Consider the following 24,444-nt stretch of genomic DNA (forward strand, 5'->3'; position numbering starts at 1 on the left):
TCACTCCTATTATTTTACAGTACATACTAACTCTTCATTTTTCATCTCTACTATGTACTCCTGTAAAACATATTCTTTCCCGCCATGGTTTTCATACCATTCATGTATTCTTCTAATATGCCTCTCGTCACTTCTAATTTTCGATTCTATTTCATTATACTGTTCATAACTATCATATTCCCATATGGCAAATACTTCAGACGTACCATTCTTATTATCTTTCATCCAGCGTCCTATTAGCCTAGAACCATGCTTTAATTGATTAGGTAAGTTCGTATTATTGAAATGATCATTAAATACTTCTATGAATTCATTTTTCACTACATAGTACTTCCTTCTGTAAAACATACCTCTTCCCCTCTTTTATGAAAAGTATTAGTAAATCTTCCCATCACTACCGTATTATAATACTTTCCATCCGATAGTCTTTTGTCATTTTTCAAAATGCCTTCTACTTCAAAACCTATTTTTTTATAAAGATGAATAGCTTTCTCGTTTGTCTCTAATACTTGTAAAGATATTTTATTTACTGCATTTTCGTCAGCCCATTTAATAGATTGTTGTAATAGGCTCTTACCCATTTTATATCCCCAAAACTCTTTTAAAATGCAAACACCAAACTCCACTTTATGAGATAATCTCTTTAAATTTGATCCTTCACACCTTGAAAATCCAACGATTCGATTGTGCACTTCTGCAACTAAAAAGAGATTCTTCGTTTCTTCACTATCTGTTTTTATTATTTTTTGAAACCCTAGGTCATCTATAAATCCCTCTCCAGCATCTCTATCCATATTTTCAGTTTCTCCATCAATCTGAACTCTAATTTTCGATAACTGCTCAGCATCTTTCTCAGGTGCAGAACGAATTGTATAAGTTAATCCATTTATATGAAACTCTTGCTCTTTTACAATCATGTCAAACTCCTTTCAAATCAATATAATGGCGCTATTACAACTTGTTTACCTTGTTTCTCAAAGTCCTGAACAGTTTCTTTACTCGCCTGTTCGTCAGTTATAATAATGTCAATTTCTTTTAAAGACTCTCCTCTTATAAAACAATCTATTCCAAGTTTATTATGCGGAGCTAAACAAATATTTCTTCTAGCAATTTCACTTACTCTTTTACTAAAATAAGCAACTTCAGGTGTTGCAGTACTAATACCTTGTAATGAAATGCCTCCACCTGTAGAGAAATAAAGATCAATAGAAAATCTACTTATCAATTCAGAGGCAAGTGTATCAGTAATATTCCCTGAAGGTTTTACTTTTCCGCCAATTAAATACGTATCAATATTCTTATATTCTCGTAGATAACCAGCTATTTCTATAGAATTCGTAATAACCGTAAATGATACTTCCGGTAAATATTTCAGCATCGCATTATGAGTGGAAGCCCCGCCAATAAAAATTGAATCACCTTCTTGTATATAAGATACCGCAACTCTTGCAATTGTGTCCTCATATATTGAGCTATCACTATAACGTTTAGCTGGTTCCGCGGCTAAATTTCTCACTCGCGTAAGTTCAATTGCACCTCCGTGCGTTCTTTTTAATAAACCATCCTTTTCCATAATAGACAAATCTCTTCTTATAGAATCAATAGACATATCAAATCTTTCCGCAAGATCCTTTGCGATTACTCTTCCATCTGTATTAAGTAGTTCTAAAATTTTCTCTCGACGCTCTTCAGTAAACATGTTATCACCACCGTTATTGAAGATTCAGAAACTTAAACTTTATTTTAATTATATGCATGCCTCTTCTGTTTTACAATATTTTCAATTCTTATTTATTCCGTTTTATACAGTCTTCTCCCTCTTTCTATCCTGTTAACTTGACAACCAAATAAATGTATATCTGTATATTACGCAAAAATACTTCCATTCACCTTCCTATTGATGTAAAATTATTCCTATGTTTTACTTTTTAACACAGAAAGGGATTACTATGAAATCATTAATCAAAACGACATGTACAGCATTATTATTTACTGGAATATTGACAGGATGTAATAGCAATACTACATCAAAACAAGAAAAGAGCGCTCTCGAAAAGAATGCAATGCACTATGGAGAAATAGTTAAAAACGAATACTATAGAGCGACAGTTGAAAATGCAAAGTTTGAAAAAATAGACAAAGAGCGGCGCCTTACTACTCGTGTTATGATTAATAATGTTCGGGACGATGGACAAACTATTGATCTTTCGGAAATAAAATATTTCATACAAGATGAAAAAACTGGTCAGAAATATGAAGGTGAAGCTCATCCGATAGATGACGAGCACTATAAAAATGTTCCACACGAATTCTCTTTAACTACTGACGTTGTGTTTGAACTGAAAACTTCACCAAAAGATTTAAATAATATGTATTTATACATAGATAGCAAAGCTGCGCCGTTAACAGATACATATTGGAAGCTTGATAATTTAGTATCTAAATAGAAAGACCAGTCTTACATGACTGGTCTTTTTACATTCATACATTTACCTTTCATTAACACTTATATTCATTTTCTAATAACAACTTGAATAACATCAGCTAAACCAGTGTGCCCTTTCCCTTCAACTCGCTCTTGTTCTCCATTAAAGAAATGAATTACCTTATGTTCTTCACACCAAGTAAGAATATCAATTGGATCATACAGCATATCAACATCTTTTGGTCCACCAGTACTATAGTTTATTTGTTTTTTTGAGTAAACCTCAAACATAATTAAACCACCAGGCTTTATCGTTTGTATCATTTTACCTAATATCATTTTTTTATAATCATCATGAAAATGTCCAAATACCATAATTGCTGCATCATATTCATTTTCTGGCAAACTATCAGCTAATAAATCTACTTTTTTTGTATGCACGTTTACATTATGCTTCTCTGCCAATTTTTTTGTCTTCTCTAATCCATCTTCCGAATAATCAATAGCTGTTACTTCGTTCCCTTGTCTTGCTAGAAATACAGCATTTCTACCTTCTCCCTCCGCGAAAGCTATTATTTTATTGTGATTTGCTAAACGAAATGCTTGTTCTTTAATAAATGTATTAGGTTCTTCCCCGTAAAAATATTCATCTGATTTATATCGATCATTCCAAAATTTAGTCATCATCTTCTCTCCTTCTTCATATCATTTTCTAACTACAATTAAAGATATCAAAGAGTTTTTTTATCCTTAATTAATTTAAAAATAAAAGCAGATTAAAAATCCACTTTTATTTTTTCGCAAGATCTACGATTTTTTGATTTCGTAACTCTTCTTCCATTTTCTCTTCTGCTGCAAGCATTACTTCATTAATTAAACATCCAGGTTTGTCATGTAAACAACATTCAAACAATGATGTTTTACCTTCAATTGCATGTATAATATCTAAAAATGAAATATCTTCCCAATTCTTACTAAGCGAGTAACCGCCCTTTGGACCAGATGATGAATGTATCATCCCTTCCTTCGTCAACTTAGTTAGTATTTTAGACAAGTACGTTGGTGAAACATTTTGCATTTCTGCTAATTGGTGAACACTAACTAACTTATTTGGTGTAGCCTTTGCCAGAAAAAGTATTGTATGAAGAGCATAATTTGTAGCTTTAGAATATTTCATAGTACAGCCCCTATTGTAGACTTCATGTCTCTACAATAACTTTATTTTTTTATTATGTCAAACGTTTGTAATGCTCCATAAAAAGTTATTTCTTCACAAGTAATGCATCTGCCGCGCAAATCGTCACTTCTCTAAATGGACAGTCAAATAAAACACCTAGTTCAAAACCATCTTCAGTAAGAGCTATTTCATGATATAACCACCAAGCATCTTCAAAGTTTTCCGGCATAGAACACTTTGTTACTCCTATAAAGTGAAACTTTAATCAGCGGGGGTTTTGTTCATCCCCCACTGATTATTAGCTCTAACCAATCGGGCTTTTACGGGCAGTTGATCCCCACCTAACTTCTTTGTTTTCGCTGCATTTTGAGGTGGGTGTCTTACTGCCCGTTAATGCGGGATAAAGGTTACTTCAAGTTTATCAAATTCACTAAAAGTACCACTGCAATCTAATACGATAGACAAAGTATCTTCTGATTCTCTCTTTACTACTTTAATTACACTATCGTGTAGTGATGTCTTGTGTAACTGAGCGACATTTGACGGAAGTTTTTTCTCAATGGAATTAAAATATTCTACGTATAATTGCTCTAATTGTGCCACTCTTTTCTCATAATCTGCTGTCCACTTTTGCATACGTTTTTTCAGTTCACCTGATGGGTATTCTGAATTAATTGTGATGTTTTGTATAATTGAGTATATCGATTCAGGAAGGAACTTTAATAAATCGATTTTCCTTTTCTCCATTTCCTCCTTTAAACTTTCTATATCCATTTCCGACCATTCTTTTATAGACTCTATAAAACTTACAAATTCTAAAACTTGCATTTTTTTATACCAATCTCTTGTAAAATATTTCAATGACACCTCTCCTGAAACATCTTTACATCCAGTAAAAACAATATATCCACTTATTATATCATTCCAATAACTATTTTTTCTAAAGAAAAAATGTAAAACTGTAAATATTCCGCCTATTATTTATAAAACTTCAGAATATTTACAAAAGTATAAAATTAGAATACATTTTAGCTGTACAAGATTCACCTGTACAAAAATTCAAACAAAAAGGGATGGTTATATGTTGAAGAAATTAGTAGCAGGAACATTAGTAGCGGGTTTTGCATTAACTGGAGGACTAGGTGCGGTAAGTGCTGAAGAAAAAAGCAACACAATTAAGTCATTTGATTATTTAAAAGTGGATGAACAAAATGTTAATTCATTTGCAAAATTAAATGATCAGGATAAGAAAAATATCCAAATTACTATGGTATTACCAGAGCAAAATGAAAATGGGGATTGGCTAGCTTACGGTTTTACTAGTCGTGAAACATTAGATGCGTATATTGAAAAGGATAAAAAAGCAATTAAAAATAAAATTAATCCTTTAGGTAGCGGTGCTGGTAGTACTGATTTTTATGAACATAAAGATAAAGGTGGCCAATATATTTACTGGAGTAGCGGCTTTAAAAACTTACCATCTAGCTGGAATGACAGAATTTCTTCTGTAAGTACAGCGTCACCTTCTGCAAGTTATTCAACGACACTTTGGGAGCACACTTCAACACAAGGATATGGAAAAGGCGTTTTATTTAAACATGCTGATTGGTACGGTAAAACTGCTAATTTAGCTGCTGATTGGAACGATATTACTTCAGCGATTGAAATTAAATAGTAATAAGACATTTAATTTCTTCTATAAAAATTCAAACCACTATTCTCTCTTTCATTTAGAGAATAGTGGTTTATCATATTTCTATTTAAGCATGTACAGCATGTCCTACTGCTTGCATTAACGCTTCATGAATCGCCTCAGATAAAGTTGGATGTGCTGCAATATAATCTCTCATTATATCAGCGGTAACTTCTGTATGAATCATTACGGTTCCTTGACCAATAAGTTCAGTTGCATAAGGACCGATAATAGAAATCCCTACAATTTCTTGGTATTTAGGTTCCACAATGACTTTTACTTTCCCTACTTGTTCTCCTAAAATAAGAGCTTTTCCGTTCGCTGTAAAAGGAAATTCTCCGATGAGAATATCACCATATTGTTCTCTTGCACCTTTTTCACTTAACCCGACACTAGCTATTTCTGGAGCTGTGTATATACATCGAGGCACAGCGTGATAATTTACTTTCACGTCTTCTCCACTTGCGTGTAATGCTGCTGTCGTTCCTTCATGGAAGGCAACGTGAGCAAGCTGAATTCCACCGATCACATCACCAGCTGCGTAAATATGTGATACGTTCGTTTGCATATGTTCGTTCACAGCAATCCCTTTATTTGAAAACTGAACCCCTGCTTTTTCTAAATCTAATTGTTGTACACGTGGTTTTCGGCCGACAGAAATGAGAACATATTCCGGGTTAGCTTCTTGGATACTACCTTCATATTCAAATGAAGCTTGCTTCTTATAATTATTTAATCCTTTTAAAGCAGCTCCTGTAAATATTTCTACGCCATCACTTTCTAATTTCTCTCTTAAAATATGTGCGATATCTTCATCTTCACCTGGTAATAATTGCGGTGCCATTTCAACAATCGTAACTTTTGTCCCAAGGCGACTATAAATACTTGCAAACTCACATCCTATTACACCACCGCCAACGATTAACAATGAAGATGGTACACCCTTAAGAGACATCGCATGGCTACTATTTAAAATCCATTTTCCATCAAACGGAGCGAATGGTAATTCTGTAGGTTCGGAACCAGCTGCGATAATAAAGCTCTCTCCATCAACTACTTCTTCTTTATTTCCTTGTACAACTCGCACACGATGATCCGTTTCGAATTTCGCTTTTCCTTTTACAACTTTAATTTTATTTTTCTTCATTAAATATTGTATTCCTTGGACGAGTTGCATTACGATTTGTGATTTCCTCGCCTGTATTTGATCCCAATCAATTGATATACTTCCTGTATTAAGCGTAACCCCATAATCATTCGCTTTTCTCACAATGTCATGTACTTCAGCACTTTCTAACAGTGATTTCGTCGGCATACACCCAACATTTAAACACGTTCCGCCAAGGTCAGCTTCATCAATAAGAGTGACCTCTTTTCCATTTTGAGCCGCGGTAATTGCCGCTACATATCCAGCTGGTCCGCCTCCAATTACAACTAGTTTACTCATTCTCTCACCTCCTCTTTATAAAAGAATTGTTATAGGTTCTTCTAAATAATGTTTAATTGTGCGTAAAAATGCTGCTGCTGGTGCACCGTCTAGTACACGATGATCGAATGTTAAACTTAAAGGTAACATACTACCTTTTTTAATTTTTTTCCCTTTATATACAGGAACATGTTCAATTGCGCCAATACCTAAAATACCAGTCTCAGGTGTATTTAATACAGGTGTGAAATATTCAATACCAAAGCTACCTAAATTACTAATTGTAAATGTCGTTCCATGCATATCATCACTACTTAAGCTACCTGCTCGTGCCTTTTGTGCCATATCCTTAATCTCTTTAGACAACTCTACTAAAGATAAATTATTTGCAAAGCGAATAGCTGGAACGACTAATCCTTTTTCTAATGCGACTGCCATGCCTAAATGCACAGGTTCAAATTGATGAATGGCATCATCTATATAAGCGCTGTTCATTTCTTTATGCTCTCTAAGTGCTAATACAACAGCACGAGAAACGAAATCCGTAATGGTTAGTTTGTTTTCGTATCGTTTTTGCACAACTTCCGCTATGTCTTTATGTAATGCAACTAAATCTGTAACATCTACTTTCATCGTTAACGTTAATTGCGCACTATTTTGTAAGCTTGCATGCATACGACTCGCAATTGCTTTTCTCATACCAGTAACAGGAACGACTGTACTTTCTTCTTGTTCAGGTACTTCTGGATTTGCTACTCTTTCTTCTAGCGCCTTTAATACATCTGCCTTTGTAATCCTTCCGCCAGGACCTGTACCAACTAATGCCTTGATATCCAGATTTTCAGACTTTGCAATTTTCTTCGCTACAGGTGAAATTTTAATTCTTTGCTTCGCTACTTCTTTCCCATTTGGTTCTTGATTTTGTACTTCTATATTAGATGTTTTTTCTTCTACCACATGTGTGCTTTCCTGCATTTCTACTTTTTCATTTGGTTTACCGATGTAGCAAATTACAGTACCAGGCGGCACTCCTTCATCTTCACTTACAGCTATATCAAGTACCGTACCATCAGCTGGCGCTTCAATTTCCGTTTCAATTTTTTCTGAATTAATACTAGCAATTAGTTCTCCTTTTGCTACATTATCGCCTGCTTTAATATTCCAGCTCGTAATAATACCTTCTTTCATCGCCATACCTAACTTCGGCATTACAACTTCTACAGCCATGTGTCTCTCTCCCTTCTCATCGTTTTATTACACATGTAATAAAGATTGGTCTCCAATCATTTCTGATACAGTTTCAATTACTTTTTCTGGCGTTGGCAAATACAACTTTTCAAGTGGTGGTGAGAACGGAACAGGTGTATGTGGTGCTGTAATTCGTTTAATAGGTGCATCTAACAAATCAAAACCTTTATCCGCTACAATTGCCGCAATATCTGTTGCGATACTACATCTTGGATTCGCTTCGTCAATAACGATAAGACGATTTGTTTTTTCAACAGATGATAAAATAGTATCTTCATCAAGCGGTGATAAAGATCGTGGATCAATTACTTCTACTTCAAGCCCCTTTTTCGATAATTGCTTTGCAGCTGCAAGTGCTGTATGAACTTGTTTTCCGATTGCGACAATTGTTACATCAGAACCTTCTCGTTTAATATCTGCTTTTCCTAAAGAAATTGTATAATACCCTTCCGGCACTTCACCTTTCATATTGTAAAGTGTTTTATCTTCAAAGAAGATTACCGGGTCGTCATCTTCAATTGCCGCTAATAATAAGCCTTTTGCGTCATATGGAGTAGAAGGAACGACAACTTTTATACCTGGAATGCTCGTAAATAAGGCATACAAACTTTGTGAATGTTGTGCAGCTGCGCTAAAACCTGCACCGTGCATCGTACGTACCGTAACTGGCACTTTCGCTTTACCACCAAACATATAGCGGAATTTTGCACCTTGGTTTAATACTTGATCAAGACAACTACCGATAAAATCATTAAACATTAATTCAGCTATCGGACGTAACCCAGTTGCAGCAGCTGCCATCGCAGCTCCCATATAACCCGCTTCAGAAATTGGTGTATCCAATATACGATTTCGGCCAAACTCTTGTACAAGTCCTTTCGTAACACCAAGAACACCACCCCAAGCTTCATCATCTTGCAGATGATCAACTTGTGCACCGCCTGCAACGTCTTCACCTATTAAAATTACATTTTCATCACGACGCATTGAGATTTTCATTGCTTCATTAATTGCAGTTGACATACTTACTGTTCTAGTCATATTTTTTCACCCTCCTCTTATTTGTAAGAAACGTATACATCTTTTAATAATTCTTCATCGTCTGGGTATGGACTATTTTCACTAAATTCAATGGATCTTTGTACTGCATCATCTACTGCTTTTTCCATATCAACAAGTTCAGATTCCGTTAATAAACCTTCATGAATTAAATGCTTACGGAAATTCACAATCGCATCTTTTTCATTTAAATGTTCTTCTTTTTCTTCTGATGTTTTATATGTTTGCGCTTCACCTTCAAAATGACCGTAATTACGATATGTCATACATTCAATAATTGTTGGACCATCACCATTACGCGCACGTTCCACTGCTTCTGCAGCAGCTTTATATACAGCTAGAAGATCTTTTCCATCTACTTGAACGCCTGGAATATTATAAGCTTTTGCACGATCCGCAATAGAATCACAACTTGAAGCATATTCAAATGTAGTTGCTTCACCGTAACCGTTATTTTCTGCAATAAAAATAACTGGTAACTTCCAAATCGCCGCTAAATTAACCCCTTCATGGAATGTTCCTTCATTATTTGCTCCGTCACCGAAGAAACAAACACTTACATCTTTTGTTCCTTTATATTTAGCTGTCAATGCTGAACCGCAAGCAAGTGGGACCCCCCCGCCTACAATGCCATTAGCACCAAGCATTCCTTTATCTAAATCCGCAATATGCATGGAACCGCCTTTACCTTTACATAATCCTGTCGCTTTCCCGAAAAGTTCAGCCATCATACCATTTAAATCACAACCTTTTGCGATACAATGTCCATGACCTCTATGTGTACTTGTAATACTGTCACTATCCGTTAAGTGGGCACATACACCAACTGCTACCGCTTCTTCACCTGCGTATAAATGAACGAAACCTGGCAAAACGCCTTGCGCGAACAATTCATGCACCTTATCTTCAAACTTACGAATCTCTAACATTTTTTCGTACATCCAACAAGCTTGTTCTTTCGTAATTTCATTCTCTTTACTTTCAGTTGTTTTTAACATATCCAGCCCTCCTATTTTCTTGATCATCTTTTATATTGCAAGTACCGTGCCAAATTCTAATCCTTGATTTAATAGGTTTTCTCTTTTCTTTCATAATAAAAAAGTGGACAAAATGAGACATCTGTCTCGTTTTGTCCACTTTTGTTCACCTAATTTGAGAACTATTATTTTATTCATTATCAAAGCTCTGCTGTAATTTTCGGATGTAAATAATTTGGCCAATATGATATGCATTATGAGTTGTTACATTCGCTAACACTTCCCACCACTTTACAGAAACAGGAAATCCTACTACATCACTTTCAACCTTTTCTTCATTTATAAGATTTTGCCATTGTAACAGTTTTTCTAATAGTTTTTCCCGTAATTCATCGAAAGTTTGATTATCTGAAAGCATAAAACTTTTGTTATTATCTCCAATAGCGGGTACTGCATTCACATTTGATTCTTTATACCTAGTTTGCCACGTTGAGTTCCAATACAGTAAATGTTGTACAATTTCAGCTATACTATTACTCTCTTCATTCGGTTTCCAGAAAGCTTCTCTCTCAGATAGATCTTTCACTGCATCTGAAAATGGAATATACCAACTGGGATCGTTTGCATTCGCCAACAATTGATCTGCTAATACATCCTTCACATGGACCATTTTTCTTCCCTCATTTCATTATCATATTAATATACACTACTCTATATACGCTCATTCCCTATAATCCCCTTTTTTACATACAAATTGATTTCATACTGAATGTAAGAATAATAGATTTTCTTATCATAACTCGTTATGATAAAAGAAAAAGAAAGCTGGCGGAAAATGAATAAAAAAATCGCAATAATTACAGGAGCCTCAAGTGGATTTGGACTATTAACTACACTCGAACTCGCAAAAAAAGATTATTTAGTTATTGCTACAATGCGGAACCTTGAAAAACAAGTGAACTTACTATCTCAAGCCGCTCAACTCAACTTACAACAAAACATAAAAATTCAACAATTAGATGTAACCGATCAAAACTCTATACATAACTTCCAATTATTTTTAAAAGAAATACAAAAAGTAGACCTACTTGTTAATAATGCAGGATATGCAAATGGCGGCTTTGTAGAAGAAATTCCAGTAGAGGAATACCGTAAACAATTTGAAACGAACCTATTTGGAGCTATATCAATTACCCAGCTTGTCTTACCGTATATGAGAAAACAAAGAAGTGGAAAAATCATTAATATAAGCAGCATTAGCGGCCAAGTTGGATTCCCTGGTTTATCTCCTTATGTATCTTCAAAATATGCATTAGAAGGCTGGAGTGAATCGCTTCGCTTAGAAGTAAAACCTTTCGGAATAGATGTTGCTTTAATTGAACCAGGTTCTTATAACACAAACATATGGGAGGTTGGGAAACAACTAGCTGAAAACCAATCTGATACAACATCTCCTTACAAAGAGTATATGGATAAAATACAAAAACATATTAATAGCGGTAGTGATACATTTGGTAATCCGATAGATGTTGCTAATAAAATTGTAGAAATTGCTGAATCTAAGCGTACAAATTTACGATATCCAATCGGTAAAGGTGTGAAATTTATGATCTTTGCGAAGAAGATTCTTCCTTGGAGATTGTGGGAACACCTTGTTTTGAGAAGCTTTAAGAAAATGTAATAAACTTTTTGAAAACTATTTTGAAAGGGATGCTAATTAAATGTTAGGTTTACCGTATGGGAAAGTGTTTTTAGTGCCGTGGACTGAAGAATGGGAAATTGAGTTTATGAAAGAGAAACAACTCATTGAGGAACAAATTGGCGAACATATTTTAGCGATACACCATATTGGTAGTACTTCTATTCCATATTTAAGTGCAAAGCCAATTATTGATATAGCAATTGAATTAGAAAATTATACGGACGGTATACATTGTATTAAAAAGTTAAAACTACTAAACTATAAATATAGAAAAGAAGTATTACCCGAAAGATACTATTTTAATAAAGGTGAACCAAGAACTCATCAAATTCATATGTATGAACAAGGGAATACATATTTAATAGAACAATTACAATTTCGTGATTACTTAATAGACAATAAAACTGCACGCATGCAGTATGAACAGTTAAAGATTCAACTTTCACAAGCTAATCCTACTGATAAACATAAGTATGCAGAGGATAAAACTAATTTCATTACATCTATATTAACTAAAATTAATGCTTAAATAAACAAGAAACCATTTAGTAGTAAATGGTTTCTTGTTTATTAGTTATTTCATTTAATTACTTGAAATAAATTGGACTATATTACGGTTATCCCCTTCTAAATAACTTATGATGCCTTCAGGATATGTCGGCTTCTCCTGTAATTCCTCTAGACTTTTCCAAATTAATATAATATCCTCATGCTCTTTATGCCTTATTTCATTTGTAATGATTTTTTCAACAGTCCCCCAATGTATCAATGTACAATGATGACCTTTTTCGTTGTCCCACTCAAAAATGTGTTCATTTACAATTGCTAACTCTTGAACATCAACTTTCAAATCGTATTCTTCTATTAACTCTCGAATTATTGCTTCTTTTGACGTTTCACCAAATTCAATAGAGCCACCTGGAAAACGATAAAATGATCCATTTTCATCGCATTGTACAAGTACTTTAGAATGATCTTCATTTAAAATCATTGCTTCAGCACGTAATTTAGGATTTTTCATTTTGTCTCCCCATTCATTCCATATATGATTAAATCCAATAGGTATAAAAGAAAAAATTAAGAATAATTCCTGTTATTACTAATAGCGGAACCGTTCCTAAAGAAATGACATATTCCCTCGATTCTTTATCAAATTTCCACTCCATAAATGATTGAAAGCAGTATAAAGTTATTAAAAATAAAATGGGTAAATTACTAATATAAACGGGATTTAAAGTAGCACATATCATCGTAAAAATTATATAAGAAATAATAAGAGCCCTAGTGCCCCATTTATGAAAGTTGTTTACATATTTACTATTCCAGTCTGTTTGTTTCGGTATATTTAGTTTTTTCCTCACTACTTTTTCAAAAACAACTAAGGATATAATCCATACTATTAATAAAATTCCTTTAACCCAAAACAGTGATGTTTCCTCCTTTACCTTTTCTCCGGCTGATCACTCGGATACGTAGCATTCCTTTTATTTTCTACGTCCCAACTAATAATTGTCGCACTATCACGTCCCAACTGATGATGCACGTGTTCTAAAACATTGTGAATATTTTCTTTAAGTGTTTTATCATTTCTGTTCATAGCATTATACAAATTTACAGGTATTTCATATCGGCGTTCCCCACATTCTAATACTCCATCTGTCACCATTACAATTCGGTTCTTTCCAGTACGTAATTCACGAATACCTGATGAATAGCAAGGAACAGGTAAATCAAATGTGTTTACATTTCCAATCCATTCGTAAAAATGACGTTGATTTAATGCATATTGTCCTAACTTATGTAACTCTTCATGAAATACATACACTAAACAATCACCGATAGAAAGCCACCATATATAATTTTCTTTCCTTACACATAGTAAGCAAGCTGTTTCACCTTTAATTTTTTTGCACTTTTCCTTAAATGAAGATGACTGAAAAATTGTAAGTATATGATTTTCAACAGACTGAAATACTGAATTAATTGGTTCATTCAAAATTACTTTTATATTTTCATATTCTTTTTCGATTGTATTTACTACTAACTCAACACTTTCCGCACTATTATGTCCATCTAGAATAGCTGCAAATTCCCATTCACCATTTGACCAAACTAATGCACCATCTTCATTCTTTTTCGCTCCAGCACTTTTATTCCCGCCATATTTACCAAGTACAATATCACCATATTGTTTAACTGAAATTTCTCCTAAACACATTTCTATATTTCCAACCCATGAATATTGTGTATTATTTTTTGTATGCATACTCATTTACCATATACTTTCGTATTCTTTCACATAGTTTTTTTATTTTCTCTTCGTCACCATATGGTGCGCCAGTCCATTTCGCTATCTCGGTTGGTGACCAAAACTCTTTTGGTGTATTCGGATAACGCGGAATAATGTGCATATGCATATGTGGTGCACCATTTCCTGAAACAAAAGTGTAAATATGCTCTGCACCTTCGCTTTCTTTTAGCGCTTTACTTACTCTACTTGTTATAAGTCCGAACGCTTTCGCTTCTTCATCTGTTAGTTCAGCAAGGCCAGGTACATGTCTTTTTATATCTATCATTACATAACCCAGGTATGTTTCTTCACTATCCCGGTGGACATGTCCAACGTAAACGAGTTCATCTTCGTAAATAGCTCCACCTGGAACTATAATATTTCCTATATGTTTTTTGCAAATGAAACAGTTTTGTTCTATTTGATTGTTTGTTGACATATCCATCACCTTCCTTTTCATATATAATATCACAATAAAAGGAAAAACAGGTTTCATATTCCGAATTTTCATTCTTTTGATACAATAATTTTTGAAATGAATTTACATCTCATTACTTCTTCAAAAACGCAATCCCAATTATAATCCCAATCACAATTCCGATTACTAAATTATTTGTAAAGTGCCCTTGAAATACACCAATTACAACCCCTATACCGACACCTATTGCCAAAGCATCATTTCTTTTTTTATTTTTAGCCAAAATTACATCTCCTCCCACCATTTCTCCCTAAATAACATACATTTACTTGAATGTATTAATATACGCACTATCTCGCTTAAATATTTCCAAAAAATGTCCTGTAACTTCACATATAATATTTTCCATTTTCTGTACATACTCCTTTTATATTGGAAAATTTTCAAGTAACTATTAATTATACATAGGCATTTACTATAAGAAAGCTTCGTAATTTATTGAAGGAGGAACGATTCAAATGTATCCTCATTGGAATCCAAATATAAATCAACAGTATGTTTATTCCCCTCATCCCGCAAGGAATACATTGCATCATGATTCACAATATATGATGCAGCGTATTGCAAGTCTTGAAAATCAATTAACTAAATTAATCTCATTAATCGAGGAAAATAATCAATTAATTAAATCAATGGAACAACAAAAAAAACAAGTTTGTGCACCAGCTGGAAGTTCTGTTATCGTTCGTATGTGATCTGGATGCAATAAAAAACACACTTTGTATTATAAAAGTGTGTTTTTTATTCATTATTTTCTTTTCGTATGGAACCCTTGTGTAATTCGATCTAATATAATTGCGATTACTACGATAGCTAATCCAGCTTCAAATCCCATTCCGATATTAACTTGTGTTACAGAGCGATATACATCAACTCCAAGTCCTGGAGCTCCTACAAGTGATGCTGTTACAACCATCGATAACGAAAGCATAATGCTTTGGTTCACACCAGCCATAATCGTTCCGGTTGCAAGTGGTAATTGTACTTTAAATAGTTTTTGTGATGCTGTGGATCCAAATGCATTCGCTGCTTCAATTAAATCTTCTGGAACTTGTCTAATTCCTAAGTCAGTAAAACGAATTGTCGGTGGCATTGCAAAGATTACTGATGCAATAATTCCAGGTACTACACCTACTCCGAAAAATGTAATCGCTGGAATAAGGTATACGAATGCAGGCATTGTTTGCATAAAATCTAATGTTGGTTTTAAAAATTTTGAGAAACGTTCATTTTGAGATGCTAATATACCAATTGGAATTCCGACAATAATTGAAATAATAACAGACGTAAGTACGAGTGCCAATGTTTGCATCGTTTGTGCCCAGTAGTTAATATTCAAAATAAATAATAATCCAATGAGCGTAAAAATGACTAAAGATAATTTCCTCGTTGTGTACCAAATGAGGAAACATAAGATAATAATCATCAATATGGCAGATATTATTGTTAAAAAATTAGTGAGTAAATCAACAAATCCGCCAATAATATAAGAGAATCCTCGGAATAAGCCTTCAAAGTGCTCATATAAACTTGCAACAAATGAGTCGACCCATTCCCCTAATGGAATACGCGGTATACTATTCATCGTCTTTCACCTCTTCCTCAATGTTTCCTGCAAGAGCTTGAATGACACTTTCACGTTTAATAATTCCTCTTAGCCTTTTCTTCTCATCGATTACTGGTAACGGATATTTCATCTCCGCCATTTTTGCATAAGTCTCTTCCAGTAAAGTATCCAAATACACATGCGGAATATCATTAAGTAATAAATCAGCAATCGGCCACTGTTTTTGTACTGCTTTACTCGCATCATCCGCAGTTAATATACCTAAAAACTCATACTTTTTGTTTACAACATATACAGTTGAGACACCTGCATTCCTCATAATTTGAAGGGCTACACGAGGTCCACGATCAATTAATAAAGTTTCTGGTCGTTTTAAAATAGACTCAGCCGTAATTACTTTTCCTAAATTCACGTCCGCAACAAACTTTTCTACAAATTCATTAGCGGGGCTCATCATAATTTCTTCTGGTGTTCCAATTTGGACAATTTCTCCATCTTTCATTAATGCGATACGATCTCCAATTCGAAGCGCTTCATCTAAATCATGCGTAATAAATATAATCGTTTTTTCCATTTTATCTTGTAACTCTAACAATTCATCTTGCATTTCTTTTCGAATAAGTGGATCTAATGCACTGAATGACTCGTCCATTAGTAATACATCTGGATTATTCGTTAGTGCCCTTGCGATTCCAACGCGCTGCTGCATACCACCACTAAGTTGACTTGGGTAATTATCTTTATGATGATCGAGTCCTACTAACTGTAGCGATTCTAACGCTTTTTTCTCTCGCTCTTCAACCGGAACTCCTTGAATTTCTAAACCATATGCAACATTTTGTATAACTGTACGATGCGGAAATAGAGCGAATTTCTGAAATACCATACTCATTTTCGTTCTTCTTACTCTCCGTAACTCTTCTTTTCCCATCGTTGCGATGTCTTCACCATCTATGTATATATGACCTGCAGTTGGTTTAATCAATTGATTTAACATACGAACTAGCGTAGATTTCCCGCTACCAGACAAACCCATAATAACGAAAATCTCTCCAGAGTAAACTTCAAACGTTGCTTTTTTCACCCCAACGTTCATTCCTGTCTCTTTTAAAATTTCCGATTTACTTTTTCCTTCTTTTAATAAGGAAAGGGCCCTTTGCGGATGTTTCCCGAATACTTTTGTTACGTTTTCAACACGCACCTTTGTATTATCCATGTCACTACTCCTTTTCTACCCATCTATTCACATAGTGTTGCGATTTTACAAAGAAATATTACATAAAAATGACATTCATAAGATTTCTTTAAAATTCTCGTTTCCGTTCATAATAAGAATGCTTACTTATACATTTATTTTATAAGGCAAACGTTACTTAGGAGGTTTTCGATGCGAAAGAAAATTTGGTTTATATGCCTTGCATTATTTATTACTATGATTTTCACTTCATGTAATGCAACAAATGCAAATTCGAAAGGAAAAATTAAACTTGGTGTAACAAGTTGGAAAGAAAATATTGCAACCGCAAACATGTGGAAAGTTTTATTAGAAGAAAAAGGCTACAAAGTTGAACTTATGTATTTAGAAAAAGCCGCAATTTGGACTGGTGTCGCTCGTGGTGATGTTGATGCGAATTTAGAAGTATGGCTACCAGTTACAGATAAACCGCTAAACGATCGTTATAAAGATGATATTGTCTTAAAATCAAAATGGTACGAAGGTACTGGACTAGGTTTAGTCGTCCCTTCTTATATGAAAAACATAAACAGTATCGAAGATTTAAATGCTCATAAAGATGAACTAGAGAATAAAATTGTCGGTATCGAACCCGGTAGTAGTCTTATGAATTTAACGAATAAAGCAATGAAAGAATATGATATAAAACTAAAACTTGTCCAATCTTCTGAAGCTGCGATGATGAGTGAACTAAAGAAAGCATATACGAAAAAGAAACCAATCGCTGTTACGCTTTGGAATCCGCATTGGGGCTTTTCAGAATTTGACTTAAAATATTTAAAAGACCCTAAGAAAGTATATGGTGAAAAAGATGACATTTATTACTCTGTTCGTAAAGGTTTCGAAAAAGACCATCCGGATATCATAAAATACTTTGACAAATGGAAGATGAACGATGAACAGCTTGGTACGTTAATGGTCGAGTTAAATAAAACGAAAGATCCCGAAGAAGCGGCGCGAAAATGGATTAAGAAGAATCAAGCGCTAGTTGATGAATGGGTAAAAGATTAATAAAAATAGGCTAGAGGGTTAGCATATCCTCTAGCCTGTTTTTAACTTATTTTTTCGTAACAACGTCATCTACAATCCCATATGCCTTGGCTTCTTCTGCAGTCATAAAATAATCTCTTTCTGTATCATGTGCTACTCTTTCAATCGGTTGGCCTGTTTTTTCTGCAATCATTTTATTAATATCATGCTTTAACTTTAATATTCTTTTCGCAGTTATTTCAATTTCTGTTGCTTGCCCTTGTGCACCACCAAGCGGCTGATGAATCATAATTTCACTGTTAGGGAGAGCAAACCGTTTTCCTTTTGCTCCTGATAATAATAATAATGCACCGAATGATGCCGCAAAGCCCATGCATAGCGTTTGCACATCTGGTTTAATTAAATTCATCGTATCTAATATTGCAAAACCTGCTGTCGTTGAACCGCCAGGGCTATTGATGTATAAGAATATATCTTTTTCTGCATCTTCTGCTTCTAAAAATAATAATTGCGCTACGACACTACTCGCTACTTGATCATTAATTTCTGAGCCGATAATAATAATGCGGTCTTTCAATAACCTTGAATATATATCATAGGAACGTTCTCCTAATTTTGTTTGTTCTACTACATATGGAATTGCATTCATTTTAAATCCCTCCAATACTTGTTATGCTGCGTAAAGCATATAACTGTAGGAAGAAGGGTTTTTCACATTAAATAATAAGACTGGCTGTTTAGATGGTAATTTAGTAAAATCTATTGTCGGAAGAAGCTTCGTTAATAATTCTGGTCTTTCCTCACGAATAGATGTTACAACAACTTCAATATCCTCTGTGAATTCGACTATCTCAATCCCTTCTTCACTTACAGTTTTCAGCCTATTTCTACTCCGAAATAAAGAAGCTTTCACTGCACCTTCTGATACAGAACACAATTTAGCAATATCAGCGATACTATATTGAAAAACATCTTTTAATAATAAAATTGCGGATTGCTGTACATTTAATGAAGACAATACTTTCCCTACCATTTCATGCAAATCTGCAATGTTCTCATGTGGTTCTTCAAAAGTGATTTGTGCTCTTATTTTTTCATGAACAGACTTAGACTTCATCTGATCTAACCAACGATTTCTTGCTATTTTATAGACGAGTGTCATACAAATATCTTTATTTCTATATTTTTGAAGCACTTTACACACTGTTTCTTGGGCGAGATCTTCCCCATCCCATTTGTTTTTCGTTAAAAAAGTACAGTATCTTTTTAACTCTCCATATTGTTCAATTAAAAAGTTTATATTTGAATGATTCATATCGATATGGTTCTTTGAAACATGAGTTACTTTTGTGCACAAAATAACCACTCCTTTTCAGCGCTTACTTAATAAACGATTCAACATTAAAAAAAGTTACGGGGATATAAAAAAATAATGTTTATGTTCAATAATTCGCGGTCATAAATATGTTATGTACAATTTTACGTGAGGAGGAACAAATTTGCCAAAATTAACAATTGAAGGTGCGGGAACTTTTGATGTGAAAGAAGGAACAAAGTTAGTATTAGCAATTGAAGATAGCGGTGTCAACATTCTTCATCGTTGTGGCGGGAATGCACGTTGCACAACTTGTAGAGTAGAAATACTAGCAGGTGATTTCTGTGAAGCAAGTGCGAATGAGAAACATGCAATGACGGAAAAAGGAATTGAAGATCATTTACGATTATCTTGTCAAATGCGTGTACATAAAGATATAGTCGTTCGTCCGGTACTTACAGTTGAAAATTCAGGTCTTGATGCCGGGCCGCGTCCGGCGGAGTAAAGCGATGAATTTAAAACAGCTCGCTGGCGAATATGCCGCTAACTTTGTAAATGATGGCATGAAGATTGGGCTTGGTACAGGTTCTACTGTATATTGGACAATACAAAAATTAGGTGAGCGTGTAAAAGAAGGATTATCATTTCAAGCTGTACCAACATCAAAGGAAACTGAAGCATTAGCACATCAACTAAATATCCCCCTACTTTCGTTAAACGACGTACAAAGTCTTGATCTTACAATTGATGGAGCGGATGAAATTGATTCAAATTTACAACTTATAAAAGGCGGTGGCGGTGCATTACTTCGTGAAAAAATCGTTGCCTCTTCCTCTAAAGAACTAATTATCATTGCTGATGAATCGAAACTTGTAACACATTTAGGTAATTTTCCATTACCTGTTGAAATCATCCCTTTTTCATGGAAACAAACCGAAAATAAAATTCAGTCTTTAGGGTGTCAAACAACGTTACGTTTAAAAAATAATGAAACCTATATAACCGATAACAATAACATGATTATCGATTGTATATTCCCTAATCATATTTCTAATCCTGCCCATTTACACACCCAATTAAAAATGATTACTGGTGTAGTTGAAACAGGGTTGTTTATAAGTATGACGAGTACAGCAATTATTGGCACTAAAAATGGGATAAAGAAATTGTAATAAAAGCTAACTTTTTAAAGTTGGCTTTTTAGTATGTTCTTCTTCTCTTAATAGTGCTTTATTATGATATACTAGGAAAACGCAAACTGATTACACTAGAAAGGACTGAACATTTTGCAATCCAAACTTATAACAGAACTTACTGATTTAGAAATTGCCTTTCATATTCGAAAAGAAGTATTTGTAAAAGAACAAGGTGTTCCTCTTACAGATGAATTCGATACATTCGATGAAATCGGAGAGCAATGTAAACATATTTTAGTTTATTATCATGATCTTCCTGTAGGCACAGGGCGTATACGATTTGTTGATGGTGTCGGAAAATTAGAACGTATTTGTATTTTAAAAGATTATCGTACATATGGATTAGGTAAAGTCATCATTCAAACGTTAGAAGAAATTGCTCGTAACGAACAAGCTACAAAAGTGAAGCTACACGGTCAAACACAAGCTGAAGGATTTTATAAAAAATTAGACTATCAAACTTCTTCTGATATATTTATGGAAGATGGCATTCCGCACATACTTATGACGAAAGTGTTATCATAATAAAAAGGGTAGTATATGAATCTTATGTATTCATACACTACCCTTTTTTATTAATAGAAAAGTGAATTCTCAAAATTACCTTTTGCATCAAAGCCCATCATCTTTTAGTTCATACCTAGGTAAAACTTACACTGTTTTCCATAATGATAATGCATAAATCCAGTTTGGATCACCATTTCCTTGATAACTCTGGACTGCTTCATATACTTTTCCTTCGTGTAGAACTCTATCTCCCTTTTTATATGCTTTTTTTGCATCCCACGCTTCATGTGAAGCGCTTTCAGTTTTTGTAGTAATTGTGAATATATCACTCTGTACGGATTCATTTCCAGCTACATCAACAGCTTTCACTACATATTTATAAGTAGTATTAGCGAGCAGATTTTTATCCAAATAAGAAGTTGTATTGGATGTTGCAATCTTTTTCATTGACCCTTCTGTTTCTCTATAAATATCATAATGGTCTACACCAATATTATCGTCAGATGGACTCCACATTAAATCCACACTTGACGCTGTCGTTCCCATACTATGTAATCCTTTTGGTTGTGTTGGTGCTTCTGTATCAGGAGTCTCAACTGTCGTTTTTACTGTAAGCGCTGTACTTTCTTTCGATACATTGCCAGCTGCGTCAATTGCTTTTAGAGTATAAGAGTATTCTGTACTTGGTTGTAACTTCTTATCAATAAAATGAGTCCCTGGTACTGTATCAATCATCTCTCCGTTACGGAAGATTTGATATCCTTTTACCCCTACATTATCCGTAGAAGCGTTCCATGTTAGTTCTACACTATTCGCTGTTACTTTTTGCGTCTGAAGTCCATTTGGACTACTTGGCGCTTCTATGTCTGGTTTCACATCATTAATAAGATTAACATCAATTACATTATAGAATGCATTTGCTGTATCAGCTACATCCCATACTGCTAAAATCACATGATATCCACTACGATCAGTAGGTACATTGATTTTATGAGTTAAATTATTTGAAGCTGCAGAACCATCATGTTGTACAGTTCCAATTGGTTCGAAATCTGCTCTTGTTAGCGCTTTATTTGGATTCCATCCTTTTTTAGTAATATAGTAATGCCACTTACTCGTTAAGTGAGGCGCAGTATACTTCCAAGTAAATGTATTTTCCCCACCAGTGATTGTATTTTTAAACCAACGATTTTCTGTTTGTTGATCTAAAATACCACCAAATTTTCCGCCTGCTGAAGCAATTTGTCCATCTACTGGACCACCTTGCGGGAACCCTTTTGGAGCTTCTAAACTTTGTGGTTCATACATAACACTTCCACAGTTTACATTTAGCGCACCATAAGTTGGACTACATAAAGCGGATCGGCTACCGGGCTTTTCAACAAAACCGTGCGCATAAGCATTTTGAGGAATAAGTGTCGTACTAATAATTCCAGCTGTTAATGCTACAGCTCCTAAACTTTTTTTGTTCATTTTCATATTTTGTAGTTGTTTTAAAAATCGATTATTCATGCTCATGTCTCCTTCTTGTTATACTTTGTAGTGGAATGTGGGCTTTGATGTAAAAGAATAAAAAGAGACAAACTTGTACCGATGTATGTATTAATTATGCATACACCGCAGTGAAAATATATTTTTTCCTTGTGAAACATTTCACTTTATGAATATATCATGACATAGAACTCGCCTAAGCATGTGCAGAAGTTGTGCAGAAACAGTGAAATTATTACTAACATATAAAACCACATCCTGAAATCATAAAGTAAAACTTTAATTAGTTGGGGTTTTACGGTCGGTTACTACGGGATAAAATAAAAGTGTGCAGCAGAAATTGTAGACTTAGTTCTCAAAATTCACATTTAGTATTTTCATTTAAACAATTCTTCTCTTCTTACAACAGAAAAGTGTCTATATCATTTAATATAGACACTTTTTTCATGTATAACTTTATATTTATTACTGATCTACAAATGTAAAAATTTCATCAACAGCTTCCTTATATCCACCCGATGTTCGGAATGATTCCTTCAAATTCAAAGCAGCCTCTTTATATGAAGGGTTATTTAAAATTAACTCCACACTTTCACGCAATTTTTCCACGGTTAATTCATTCATATGTAATTGAACTCCTGCTCCAAGACTCTCCACTTGCTTTGCGATTGCTGGCTGATCTGCACTTTGCGGTATTACAACGAGCGGAACCCCGTTATATAGTCCTTCATGCGTACTGTTCATCCCGCCGTGTGTAATAAATAGTTTCGTATAAGTAAGCAGTTCGGTTTGAGGCACATAGTTTTTCACAATGAAGTTTTTAGGGATTTCGCCTAGATCACTTATTTTTGTTTTATTGCCAATAGACATAACAATTGTATGCTCACTATTCTCAAAGGCCTTCATACACAGTTTATAAAAGTCAATCGCTTCATTAAAAACAGTACCTAATGAAATATAAATCGGACTTTTTTCTTCAATTGAAGTAAAATCAACGTCTCTGTTTTTCATTTGTGCAGAGATAGATGGTCCTACAAATTTATATGTTTCATCAAACGTATCACCAAAAGGCTGGAACTCCTTAATTGTATACACAATAGTAAGGGGTGCAGGATTACAGAAAACTTCATACGATGATTTTATTTCAACACCATATTTTTCAGTAATTCCCTTTGTTAAGTTTTGAAAATCATTCTGTATTTTATCATGAATTTCTACTGGGATATTTTTTGACAGATGACCTAACATTTGCTCAAAGGATTTTTCATCCTGCGCAAAAGATGTGCATGAATTTATGGCTGGAAGTTTAAGAATTTGAGCAATTAAATGGCCACAACCAAACATAGAATCATGAATCATGTAATCAAAATGTTCACCTTCAATTTGTTCTAGAACGCTAGATATTACAATATTCGCTGTATGTAGAAGGCCGTTTATTCTTTCCTGTAAATAATTTCTGCCTCCAGATAGAAACGCTTTTATAAATTTTTGATCATCAATCGTTCGTACAGTAGCACCTGTCTTCTCAATCCGCTCCCTGAAAGCTTCTATTGAAAAATAAACGACCTCTTCACCACGAGAAATCAATTCTTCTACAACTTGTAAAGTTGGATTTATATGTCCTTCTGATCCAGCGTTAATAAATAAAACACGCGCCATAATAAACACT

Annotated in this window: 30 protein-coding genes and 2 pseudogenes; 9 read left to right on the forward strand and 23 right to left on the reverse strand. The window is 34.2% G+C overall.

Annotated features, from left to right (window positions below):
* Nucleotides 1-9: 9 nt before the first annotated feature.
* Genes ACTFRY_RS17540 through ACTFRY_RS17550 form a run of 3 tightly spaced genes read right to left on the reverse strand, consistent with a single transcriptional unit; the run spans nt 10 to nt 1,699 of the window.
* Nucleotides 10-348, reverse strand: coding sequence for an NIPSNAP family protein (locus ACTFRY_RS17540; protein WP_044797650.1), 339 nt, complete (start codon nt 346-348; stop codon nt 10-12).
* Complete coding sequence (locus ACTFRY_RS17545) at nt 321-917, reverse strand: GNAT family N-acetyltransferase (protein ID WP_098616638.1); 597 nt, start codon at nt 915-917, stop codon at nt 321-323. Before ACTFRY_RS17545 ends, ACTFRY_RS17540 begins: the two co-directional genes overlap by 28 nt.
* Nucleotides 918-934: 17 nt before the next feature.
* Nucleotides 935-1,699, reverse strand: a complete 765-nt coding sequence (locus tag ACTFRY_RS17550; RefSeq protein ID WP_000493640.1) for a DeoR/GlpR family DNA-binding transcription regulator — start codon at nt 1,697-1,699, stop codon at nt 935-937.
* A 250-nt stretch (nt 1,700-1,949) separates the two neighbouring features.
* Between ACTFRY_RS17550 and ACTFRY_RS17555 the strand changes: the two genes are divergently transcribed.
* Nucleotides 1,950-2,447, forward strand: a complete 498-nt coding sequence (locus tag ACTFRY_RS17555) for a hypothetical protein (protein ID WP_000838469.1) — start codon at nt 1,950-1,952, stop codon at nt 2,445-2,447.
* A gap of 65 nt (nt 2,448-2,512) precedes the next feature.
* Here ACTFRY_RS17555 and ACTFRY_RS17560 read toward each other — a convergent pair whose 3' ends face one another.
* From ACTFRY_RS17560 to ACTFRY_RS17575, 4 genes and pseudogenes are all read right to left on the reverse strand, one after another.
* Nucleotides 2,513-3,112: a class I SAM-dependent methyltransferase gene (locus tag ACTFRY_RS17560; RefSeq protein WP_044797646.1), complete on the reverse strand. Its 600-nt coding sequence runs from the start codon at nt 3,110-3,112 to the stop codon at nt 2,513-2,515.
* A 103-nt stretch (nt 3,113-3,215) separates the two neighbouring features.
* Nucleotides 3,216-3,602 carry an Rrf2 family transcriptional regulator gene (locus tag ACTFRY_RS17565; RefSeq protein WP_044797645.1) on the reverse strand — a complete coding sequence of 129 codons (387 nt, stop codon included), beginning with the start codon at nt 3,600-3,602 and terminating at the stop codon, nt 3,216-3,218.
* An 85-nt stretch (nt 3,603-3,687) separates the two neighbouring features.
* Nucleotides 3,688-3,855 (reverse strand): annotated as a pseudogene (locus ACTFRY_RS17570) (DUF4085 family protein); the annotation flags it as partial.
* Between the two features lie 152 nt (nt 3,856-4,007).
* Nucleotides 4,008-4,463: pseudogene (locus ACTFRY_RS17575) on the reverse strand (DUF4085 family protein); the annotation flags it as partial.
* A gap of 220 nt (nt 4,464-4,683) precedes the next feature.
* Between ACTFRY_RS17575 and ACTFRY_RS17580 the strand changes: the two are divergent.
* Nucleotides 4,684-5,277 carry a hypothetical protein gene (locus ACTFRY_RS17580; RefSeq protein ID WP_000914430.1) on the forward strand — a complete coding sequence of 198 codons (594 nt, stop codon included), beginning with the start codon at nt 4,684-4,686 and terminating at the stop codon, nt 5,275-5,277.
* 85 nt (nt 5,278-5,362) lie between these two features.
* Here the strand turns inward: ACTFRY_RS17580 and lpdA are convergent, their stop codons facing one another.
* The 5 genes from lpdA to ACTFRY_RS17605 all read right to left on the reverse strand — a co-directional run bounded on the left by lpdA (nt 5,363) and on the right by ACTFRY_RS17605 (nt 10,675).
* Nucleotides 5,363-6,742 (reverse strand): dihydrolipoyl dehydrogenase, encoded by a 1,380-nt coding sequence (lpdA, locus tag ACTFRY_RS17585; RefSeq protein WP_098616639.1) that lies wholly within the window; start codon nt 6,740-6,742, stop codon nt 5,363-5,365.
* Nucleotides 6,743-6,757: 15 nt separating this feature from the next.
* A complete protein-coding gene (locus ACTFRY_RS17590; RefSeq protein ID WP_000257769.1) occupies nt 6,758-7,948 on the reverse strand; it encodes a dihydrolipoamide acetyltransferase family protein in 1,191 nt (396 codons plus the stop codon).
* Nucleotides 7,949-7,975: 27 nt separating this feature from the next.
* Nucleotides 7,976-9,010 carry an acetoin:2,6-dichlorophenolindophenol oxidoreductase subunit beta gene (acoB, locus tag ACTFRY_RS17595; RefSeq protein WP_000198907.1) on the reverse strand — a complete coding sequence of 345 codons (1,035 nt, stop codon included), beginning with the start codon at nt 9,008-9,010 and terminating at the stop codon, nt 7,976-7,978.
* 17 nt (nt 9,011-9,027) lie between these two features.
* On the reverse strand, nt 9,028-10,026 hold the full coding sequence (gene acoA, locus ACTFRY_RS17600; protein WP_098616640.1) for an acetoin:2,6-dichlorophenolindophenol oxidoreductase subunit alpha: 999 nt from the start codon (nt 10,024-10,026) through the stop codon (nt 9,028-9,030).
* 169 nt (nt 10,027-10,195) lie between these two features.
* Nucleotides 10,196-10,675, reverse strand: a complete 480-nt coding sequence (locus ACTFRY_RS17605) for a DinB family protein (protein WP_000233783.1) — start codon at nt 10,673-10,675, stop codon at nt 10,196-10,198.
* 165 nt (nt 10,676-10,840) lie between these two features.
* Between ACTFRY_RS17605 and ACTFRY_RS17610 the strand changes: the two genes are divergently transcribed.
* Together ACTFRY_RS17610 and ACTFRY_RS17615 are read left to right on the forward strand one after the other, a co-directional pair.
* Complete coding sequence (locus ACTFRY_RS17610) at nt 10,841-11,686, forward strand: oxidoreductase (RefSeq protein ID WP_001034801.1); 846 nt, start codon at nt 10,841-10,843, stop codon at nt 11,684-11,686.
* Nucleotides 11,687-11,726: 40 nt separating this feature from the next.
* Entirely contained in the window at nt 11,727-12,236 is a 510-nt protein-coding gene (locus tag ACTFRY_RS17615) for a GrpB family protein (RefSeq protein ID WP_000901215.1), read from the forward strand.
* Between the two features lie 54 nt (nt 12,237-12,290).
* On the opposite strand, the gene ACTFRY_RS17620 is transcribed toward ACTFRY_RS17615, so the two are convergent.
* The 5 genes from ACTFRY_RS17620 to ACTFRY_RS17640 all read right to left on the reverse strand — a co-directional run bounded on the left by ACTFRY_RS17620 (nt 12,291) and on the right by ACTFRY_RS17640 (nt 14,716).
* Complete coding sequence (locus ACTFRY_RS17620; RefSeq protein ID WP_000795352.1) at nt 12,291-12,728, reverse strand: NUDIX domain-containing protein; 438 nt, start codon at nt 12,726-12,728, stop codon at nt 12,291-12,293.
* 28 nt (nt 12,729-12,756) lie between these two features.
* Complete coding sequence (locus ACTFRY_RS17625; RefSeq protein ID WP_074628857.1) at nt 12,757-13,095, reverse strand: DUF4181 domain-containing protein; 339 nt, start codon at nt 13,093-13,095, stop codon at nt 12,757-12,759.
* Between the two features lie 53 nt (nt 13,096-13,148).
* Nucleotides 13,149-13,973: a PP2C family serine/threonine-protein phosphatase gene (locus ACTFRY_RS17630; RefSeq protein WP_052660139.1), complete on the reverse strand. Its 825-nt coding sequence runs from the start codon at nt 13,971-13,973 to the stop codon at nt 13,149-13,151.
* Nucleotides 13,957-14,457 (reverse strand): HIT family protein, encoded by a 501-nt coding sequence (locus tag ACTFRY_RS17635; protein WP_137026416.1) that lies wholly within the window; start codon nt 14,455-14,457, stop codon nt 13,957-13,959. The genes ACTFRY_RS17630 and ACTFRY_RS17635 overlap by 17 nt, the downstream gene beginning before the upstream one ends.
* Nucleotides 14,458-14,548: 91 nt before the next feature.
* Nucleotides 14,549-14,716: a hypothetical protein gene (locus tag ACTFRY_RS17640; RefSeq protein WP_000508470.1), complete on the reverse strand. Its 168-nt coding sequence runs from the start codon at nt 14,714-14,716 to the stop codon at nt 14,549-14,551.
* Between the two features lie 217 nt (nt 14,717-14,933).
* Here ACTFRY_RS17640 and ACTFRY_RS17645 point away from each other — a divergent pair, with 217 nt between their 5' ends.
* Nucleotides 14,934-15,170: a hypothetical protein gene (locus tag ACTFRY_RS17645; RefSeq protein ID WP_141541468.1), complete on the forward strand. Its 237-nt coding sequence runs from the start codon at nt 14,934-14,936 to the stop codon at nt 15,168-15,170.
* A 53-nt stretch (nt 15,171-15,223) separates the two neighbouring features.
* Here ACTFRY_RS17645 and ACTFRY_RS17650 read toward each other — a convergent pair whose 3' ends face one another.
* Together ACTFRY_RS17650 and ACTFRY_RS17655 are read right to left on the reverse strand one after the other, a co-directional pair.
* Complete coding sequence (locus tag ACTFRY_RS17650) at nt 15,224-16,060, reverse strand: ABC transporter permease (RefSeq protein ID WP_098616641.1); 837 nt, start codon at nt 16,058-16,060, stop codon at nt 15,224-15,226.
* Complete coding sequence (locus ACTFRY_RS17655; RefSeq protein WP_000370606.1) at nt 16,053-17,258, reverse strand: quaternary amine ABC transporter ATP-binding protein; 1,206 nt, start codon at nt 17,256-17,258, stop codon at nt 16,053-16,055. Before ACTFRY_RS17655 ends, ACTFRY_RS17650 begins: the two co-directional genes overlap by 8 nt.
* A gap of 171 nt (nt 17,259-17,429) precedes the next feature.
* Here ACTFRY_RS17655 and ACTFRY_RS17660 point away from each other — a divergent pair, with 171 nt between their 5' ends.
* Nucleotides 17,430-18,287: a glycine betaine ABC transporter substrate-binding protein gene (locus ACTFRY_RS17660; protein WP_001227620.1), complete on the forward strand. Its 858-nt coding sequence runs from the start codon at nt 17,430-17,432 to the stop codon at nt 18,285-18,287.
* 46 nt (nt 18,288-18,333) lie between these two features.
* Here ACTFRY_RS17660 and clpP read toward each other — a convergent pair whose 3' ends face one another.
* The gene (clpP, locus tag ACTFRY_RS17665) at nt 18,334-18,915 is read right to left on the reverse strand and encodes an ATP-dependent Clp endopeptidase proteolytic subunit ClpP (RefSeq protein WP_000991610.1); all 582 of its coding nucleotides are present in this window, start codon (nt 18,913-18,915) and stop codon (nt 18,334-18,336) included.
* 21 nt (nt 18,916-18,936) lie between these two features.
* The gene (locus ACTFRY_RS17670; protein WP_000337523.1) at nt 18,937-19,623 is read right to left on the reverse strand and encodes an RNA polymerase subunit sigma-70; all 687 of its coding nucleotides are present in this window, start codon (nt 19,621-19,623) and stop codon (nt 18,937-18,939) included.
* Nucleotides 19,624-19,765: 142 nt separating this feature from the next.
* Between ACTFRY_RS17670 and ACTFRY_RS17675 the strand changes: the two genes are divergently transcribed.
* From ACTFRY_RS17675 to ACTFRY_RS17685, 3 genes are all read left to right on the forward strand, one after another.
* Complete coding sequence (locus ACTFRY_RS17675) at nt 19,766-20,086, forward strand: 2Fe-2S iron-sulfur cluster-binding protein (protein WP_001125388.1); 321 nt, start codon at nt 19,766-19,768, stop codon at nt 20,084-20,086.
* Nucleotides 20,087-20,090: 4 nt separating this feature from the next.
* A complete protein-coding gene (gene rpiA / locus ACTFRY_RS17680) occupies nt 20,091-20,753 on the forward strand; it encodes a ribose 5-phosphate isomerase A (protein ID WP_001049985.1) in 663 nt (220 codons plus the stop codon).
* A gap of 114 nt (nt 20,754-20,867) precedes the next feature.
* Nucleotides 20,868-21,302, forward strand: a complete 435-nt coding sequence (locus ACTFRY_RS17685) for a GNAT family N-acetyltransferase (RefSeq protein WP_098616642.1) — start codon at nt 20,868-20,870, stop codon at nt 21,300-21,302.
* A 126-nt stretch (nt 21,303-21,428) separates the two neighbouring features.
* On the opposite strand, the gene ACTFRY_RS17690 is transcribed toward ACTFRY_RS17685, so the two are convergent.
* Together ACTFRY_RS17690 and ACTFRY_RS17695 are read right to left on the reverse strand one after the other, a co-directional pair.
* Nucleotides 21,429-22,796, reverse strand: a complete 1,368-nt coding sequence (locus ACTFRY_RS17690) for a lytic polysaccharide monooxygenase (protein WP_098616643.1) — start codon at nt 22,794-22,796, stop codon at nt 21,429-21,431.
* 444 nt (nt 22,797-23,240) lie between these two features.
* A complete protein-coding gene (locus tag ACTFRY_RS17695) occupies nt 23,241-24,434 on the reverse strand; it encodes a macrolide family glycosyltransferase (RefSeq protein ID WP_086392496.1) in 1,194 nt (397 codons plus the stop codon).
* Nucleotides 24,435-24,444: the final 10 nt, after the last annotated feature.

This window comes from Bacillus cereus group sp. MYBK195-1 (assembly GCF_051916605.1).
Taxonomy (GTDB): Bacteria; Bacillota; Bacilli; order Bacillales; family Bacillaceae_G; genus Bacillus_A; species Bacillus_A cereus.

Bases quoted from the DNA above. Each gene is read 5' to 3' on its own strand.
- ACTFRY_RS17605 (WP_000233783.1), bottom strand. From the start codon at position 10,675: ATGGTCCATGTGAAGGATGTATTAGCAGATCAATTGTTGGCGAATGCA.
- ACTFRY_RS17695 (WP_086392496.1), bottom strand. From the start codon at position 24,434: ATGGCGCGTGTTTTATTTATTAACGCTGGATCAGAAGGACATATAAAT.
- ACTFRY_RS17630 (WP_052660139.1), bottom strand. From the start codon at position 13,973: ATGCATACAAAAAATAATACACAATATTCATGGGTTGGAAATATAGAA.
- ACTFRY_RS17540 (WP_044797650.1), bottom strand. From the start codon at position 348: ATGTTTTACAGAAGGAAGTACTATGTAGTGAAAAATGAATTCATAGAA.
- ACTFRY_RS17550 (WP_000493640.1), bottom strand. From the start codon at position 1,699: ATGTTTACTGAAGAGCGTCGAGAGAAAATTTTAGAACTACTTAATACA.
- ACTFRY_RS17635 (WP_137026416.1), bottom strand. From the start codon at position 14,457: ATGAAAAGGAAGGTGATGGATATGTCAACAAACAATCAAATAGAACAA.
- ACTFRY_RS17660 (WP_001227620.1), top strand. From the start codon at position 17,430: ATGCGAAAGAAAATTTGGTTTATATGCCTTGCATTATTTATTACTATG.
- ACTFRY_RS17655 (WP_000370606.1), bottom strand. From the start codon at position 17,258: ATGGATAATACAAAGGTGCGTGTTGAAAACGTAACAAAAGTATTCGGG.
- ACTFRY_RS17615 (WP_000901215.1), top strand. From the start codon at position 11,727: ATGTTAGGTTTACCGTATGGGAAAGTGTTTTTAGTGCCGTGGACTGAA.
- ACTFRY_RS17560 (WP_044797646.1), bottom strand. From the start codon at position 3,112: ATGATGACTAAATTTTGGAATGATCGATATAAATCAGATGAATATTTT.
- ACTFRY_RS17555 (WP_000838469.1), top strand. From the start codon at position 1,950: ATGAAATCATTAATCAAAACGACATGTACAGCATTATTATTTACTGGA.
- ACTFRY_RS17610 (WP_001034801.1), top strand. From the start codon at position 10,841: ATGAATAAAAAAATCGCAATAATTACAGGAGCCTCAAGTGGATTTGGA.
- ACTFRY_RS17690 (WP_098616643.1), bottom strand. From the start codon at position 22,796: ATGAATAATCGATTTTTAAAACAACTACAAAATATGAAAATGAACAAA.
- ACTFRY_RS17565 (WP_044797645.1), bottom strand. From the start codon at position 3,602: ATGAAATATTCTAAAGCTACAAATTATGCTCTTCATACAATACTTTTT.
- lpdA (WP_098616639.1), bottom strand. From the start codon at position 6,742: ATGAGTAAACTAGTTGTAATTGGAGGCGGACCAGCTGGATATGTAGCG.
- acoB (WP_000198907.1), bottom strand. From the start codon at position 9,010: ATGACTAGAACAGTAAGTATGTCAACTGCAATTAATGAAGCAATGAAA.
- clpP (WP_000991610.1), bottom strand. From the start codon at position 18,915: ATGAATGCAATTCCATATGTAGTAGAACAAACAAAATTAGGAGAACGT.
- rpiA (WP_001049985.1), top strand. From the start codon at position 20,091: ATGAATTTAAAACAGCTCGCTGGCGAATATGCCGCTAACTTTGTAAAT.
- acoA (WP_098616640.1), bottom strand. From the start codon at position 10,026: ATGTTAAAAACAACTGAAAGTAAAGAGAATGAAATTACGAAAGAACAA.
- ACTFRY_RS17620 (WP_000795352.1), bottom strand. From the start codon at position 12,728: ATGAAAAATCCTAAATTACGTGCTGAAGCAATGATTTTAAATGAAGAT.
- ACTFRY_RS17645 (WP_141541468.1), top strand. From the start codon at position 14,934: ATGTATCCTCATTGGAATCCAAATATAAATCAACAGTATGTTTATTCC.
- ACTFRY_RS17590 (WP_000257769.1), bottom strand. From the start codon at position 7,948: ATGGCTGTAGAAGTTGTAATGCCGAAGTTAGGTATGGCGATGAAAGAA.
- ACTFRY_RS17650 (WP_098616641.1), bottom strand. From the start codon at position 16,060: ATGAATAGTATACCGCGTATTCCATTAGGGGAATGGGTCGACTCATTT.
- ACTFRY_RS17545 (WP_098616638.1), bottom strand. From the start codon at position 917: ATGATTGTAAAAGAGCAAGAGTTTCATATAAATGGATTAACTTATACA.
- ACTFRY_RS17580 (WP_000914430.1), top strand. From the start codon at position 4,684: ATGTTGAAGAAATTAGTAGCAGGAACATTAGTAGCGGGTTTTGCATTA.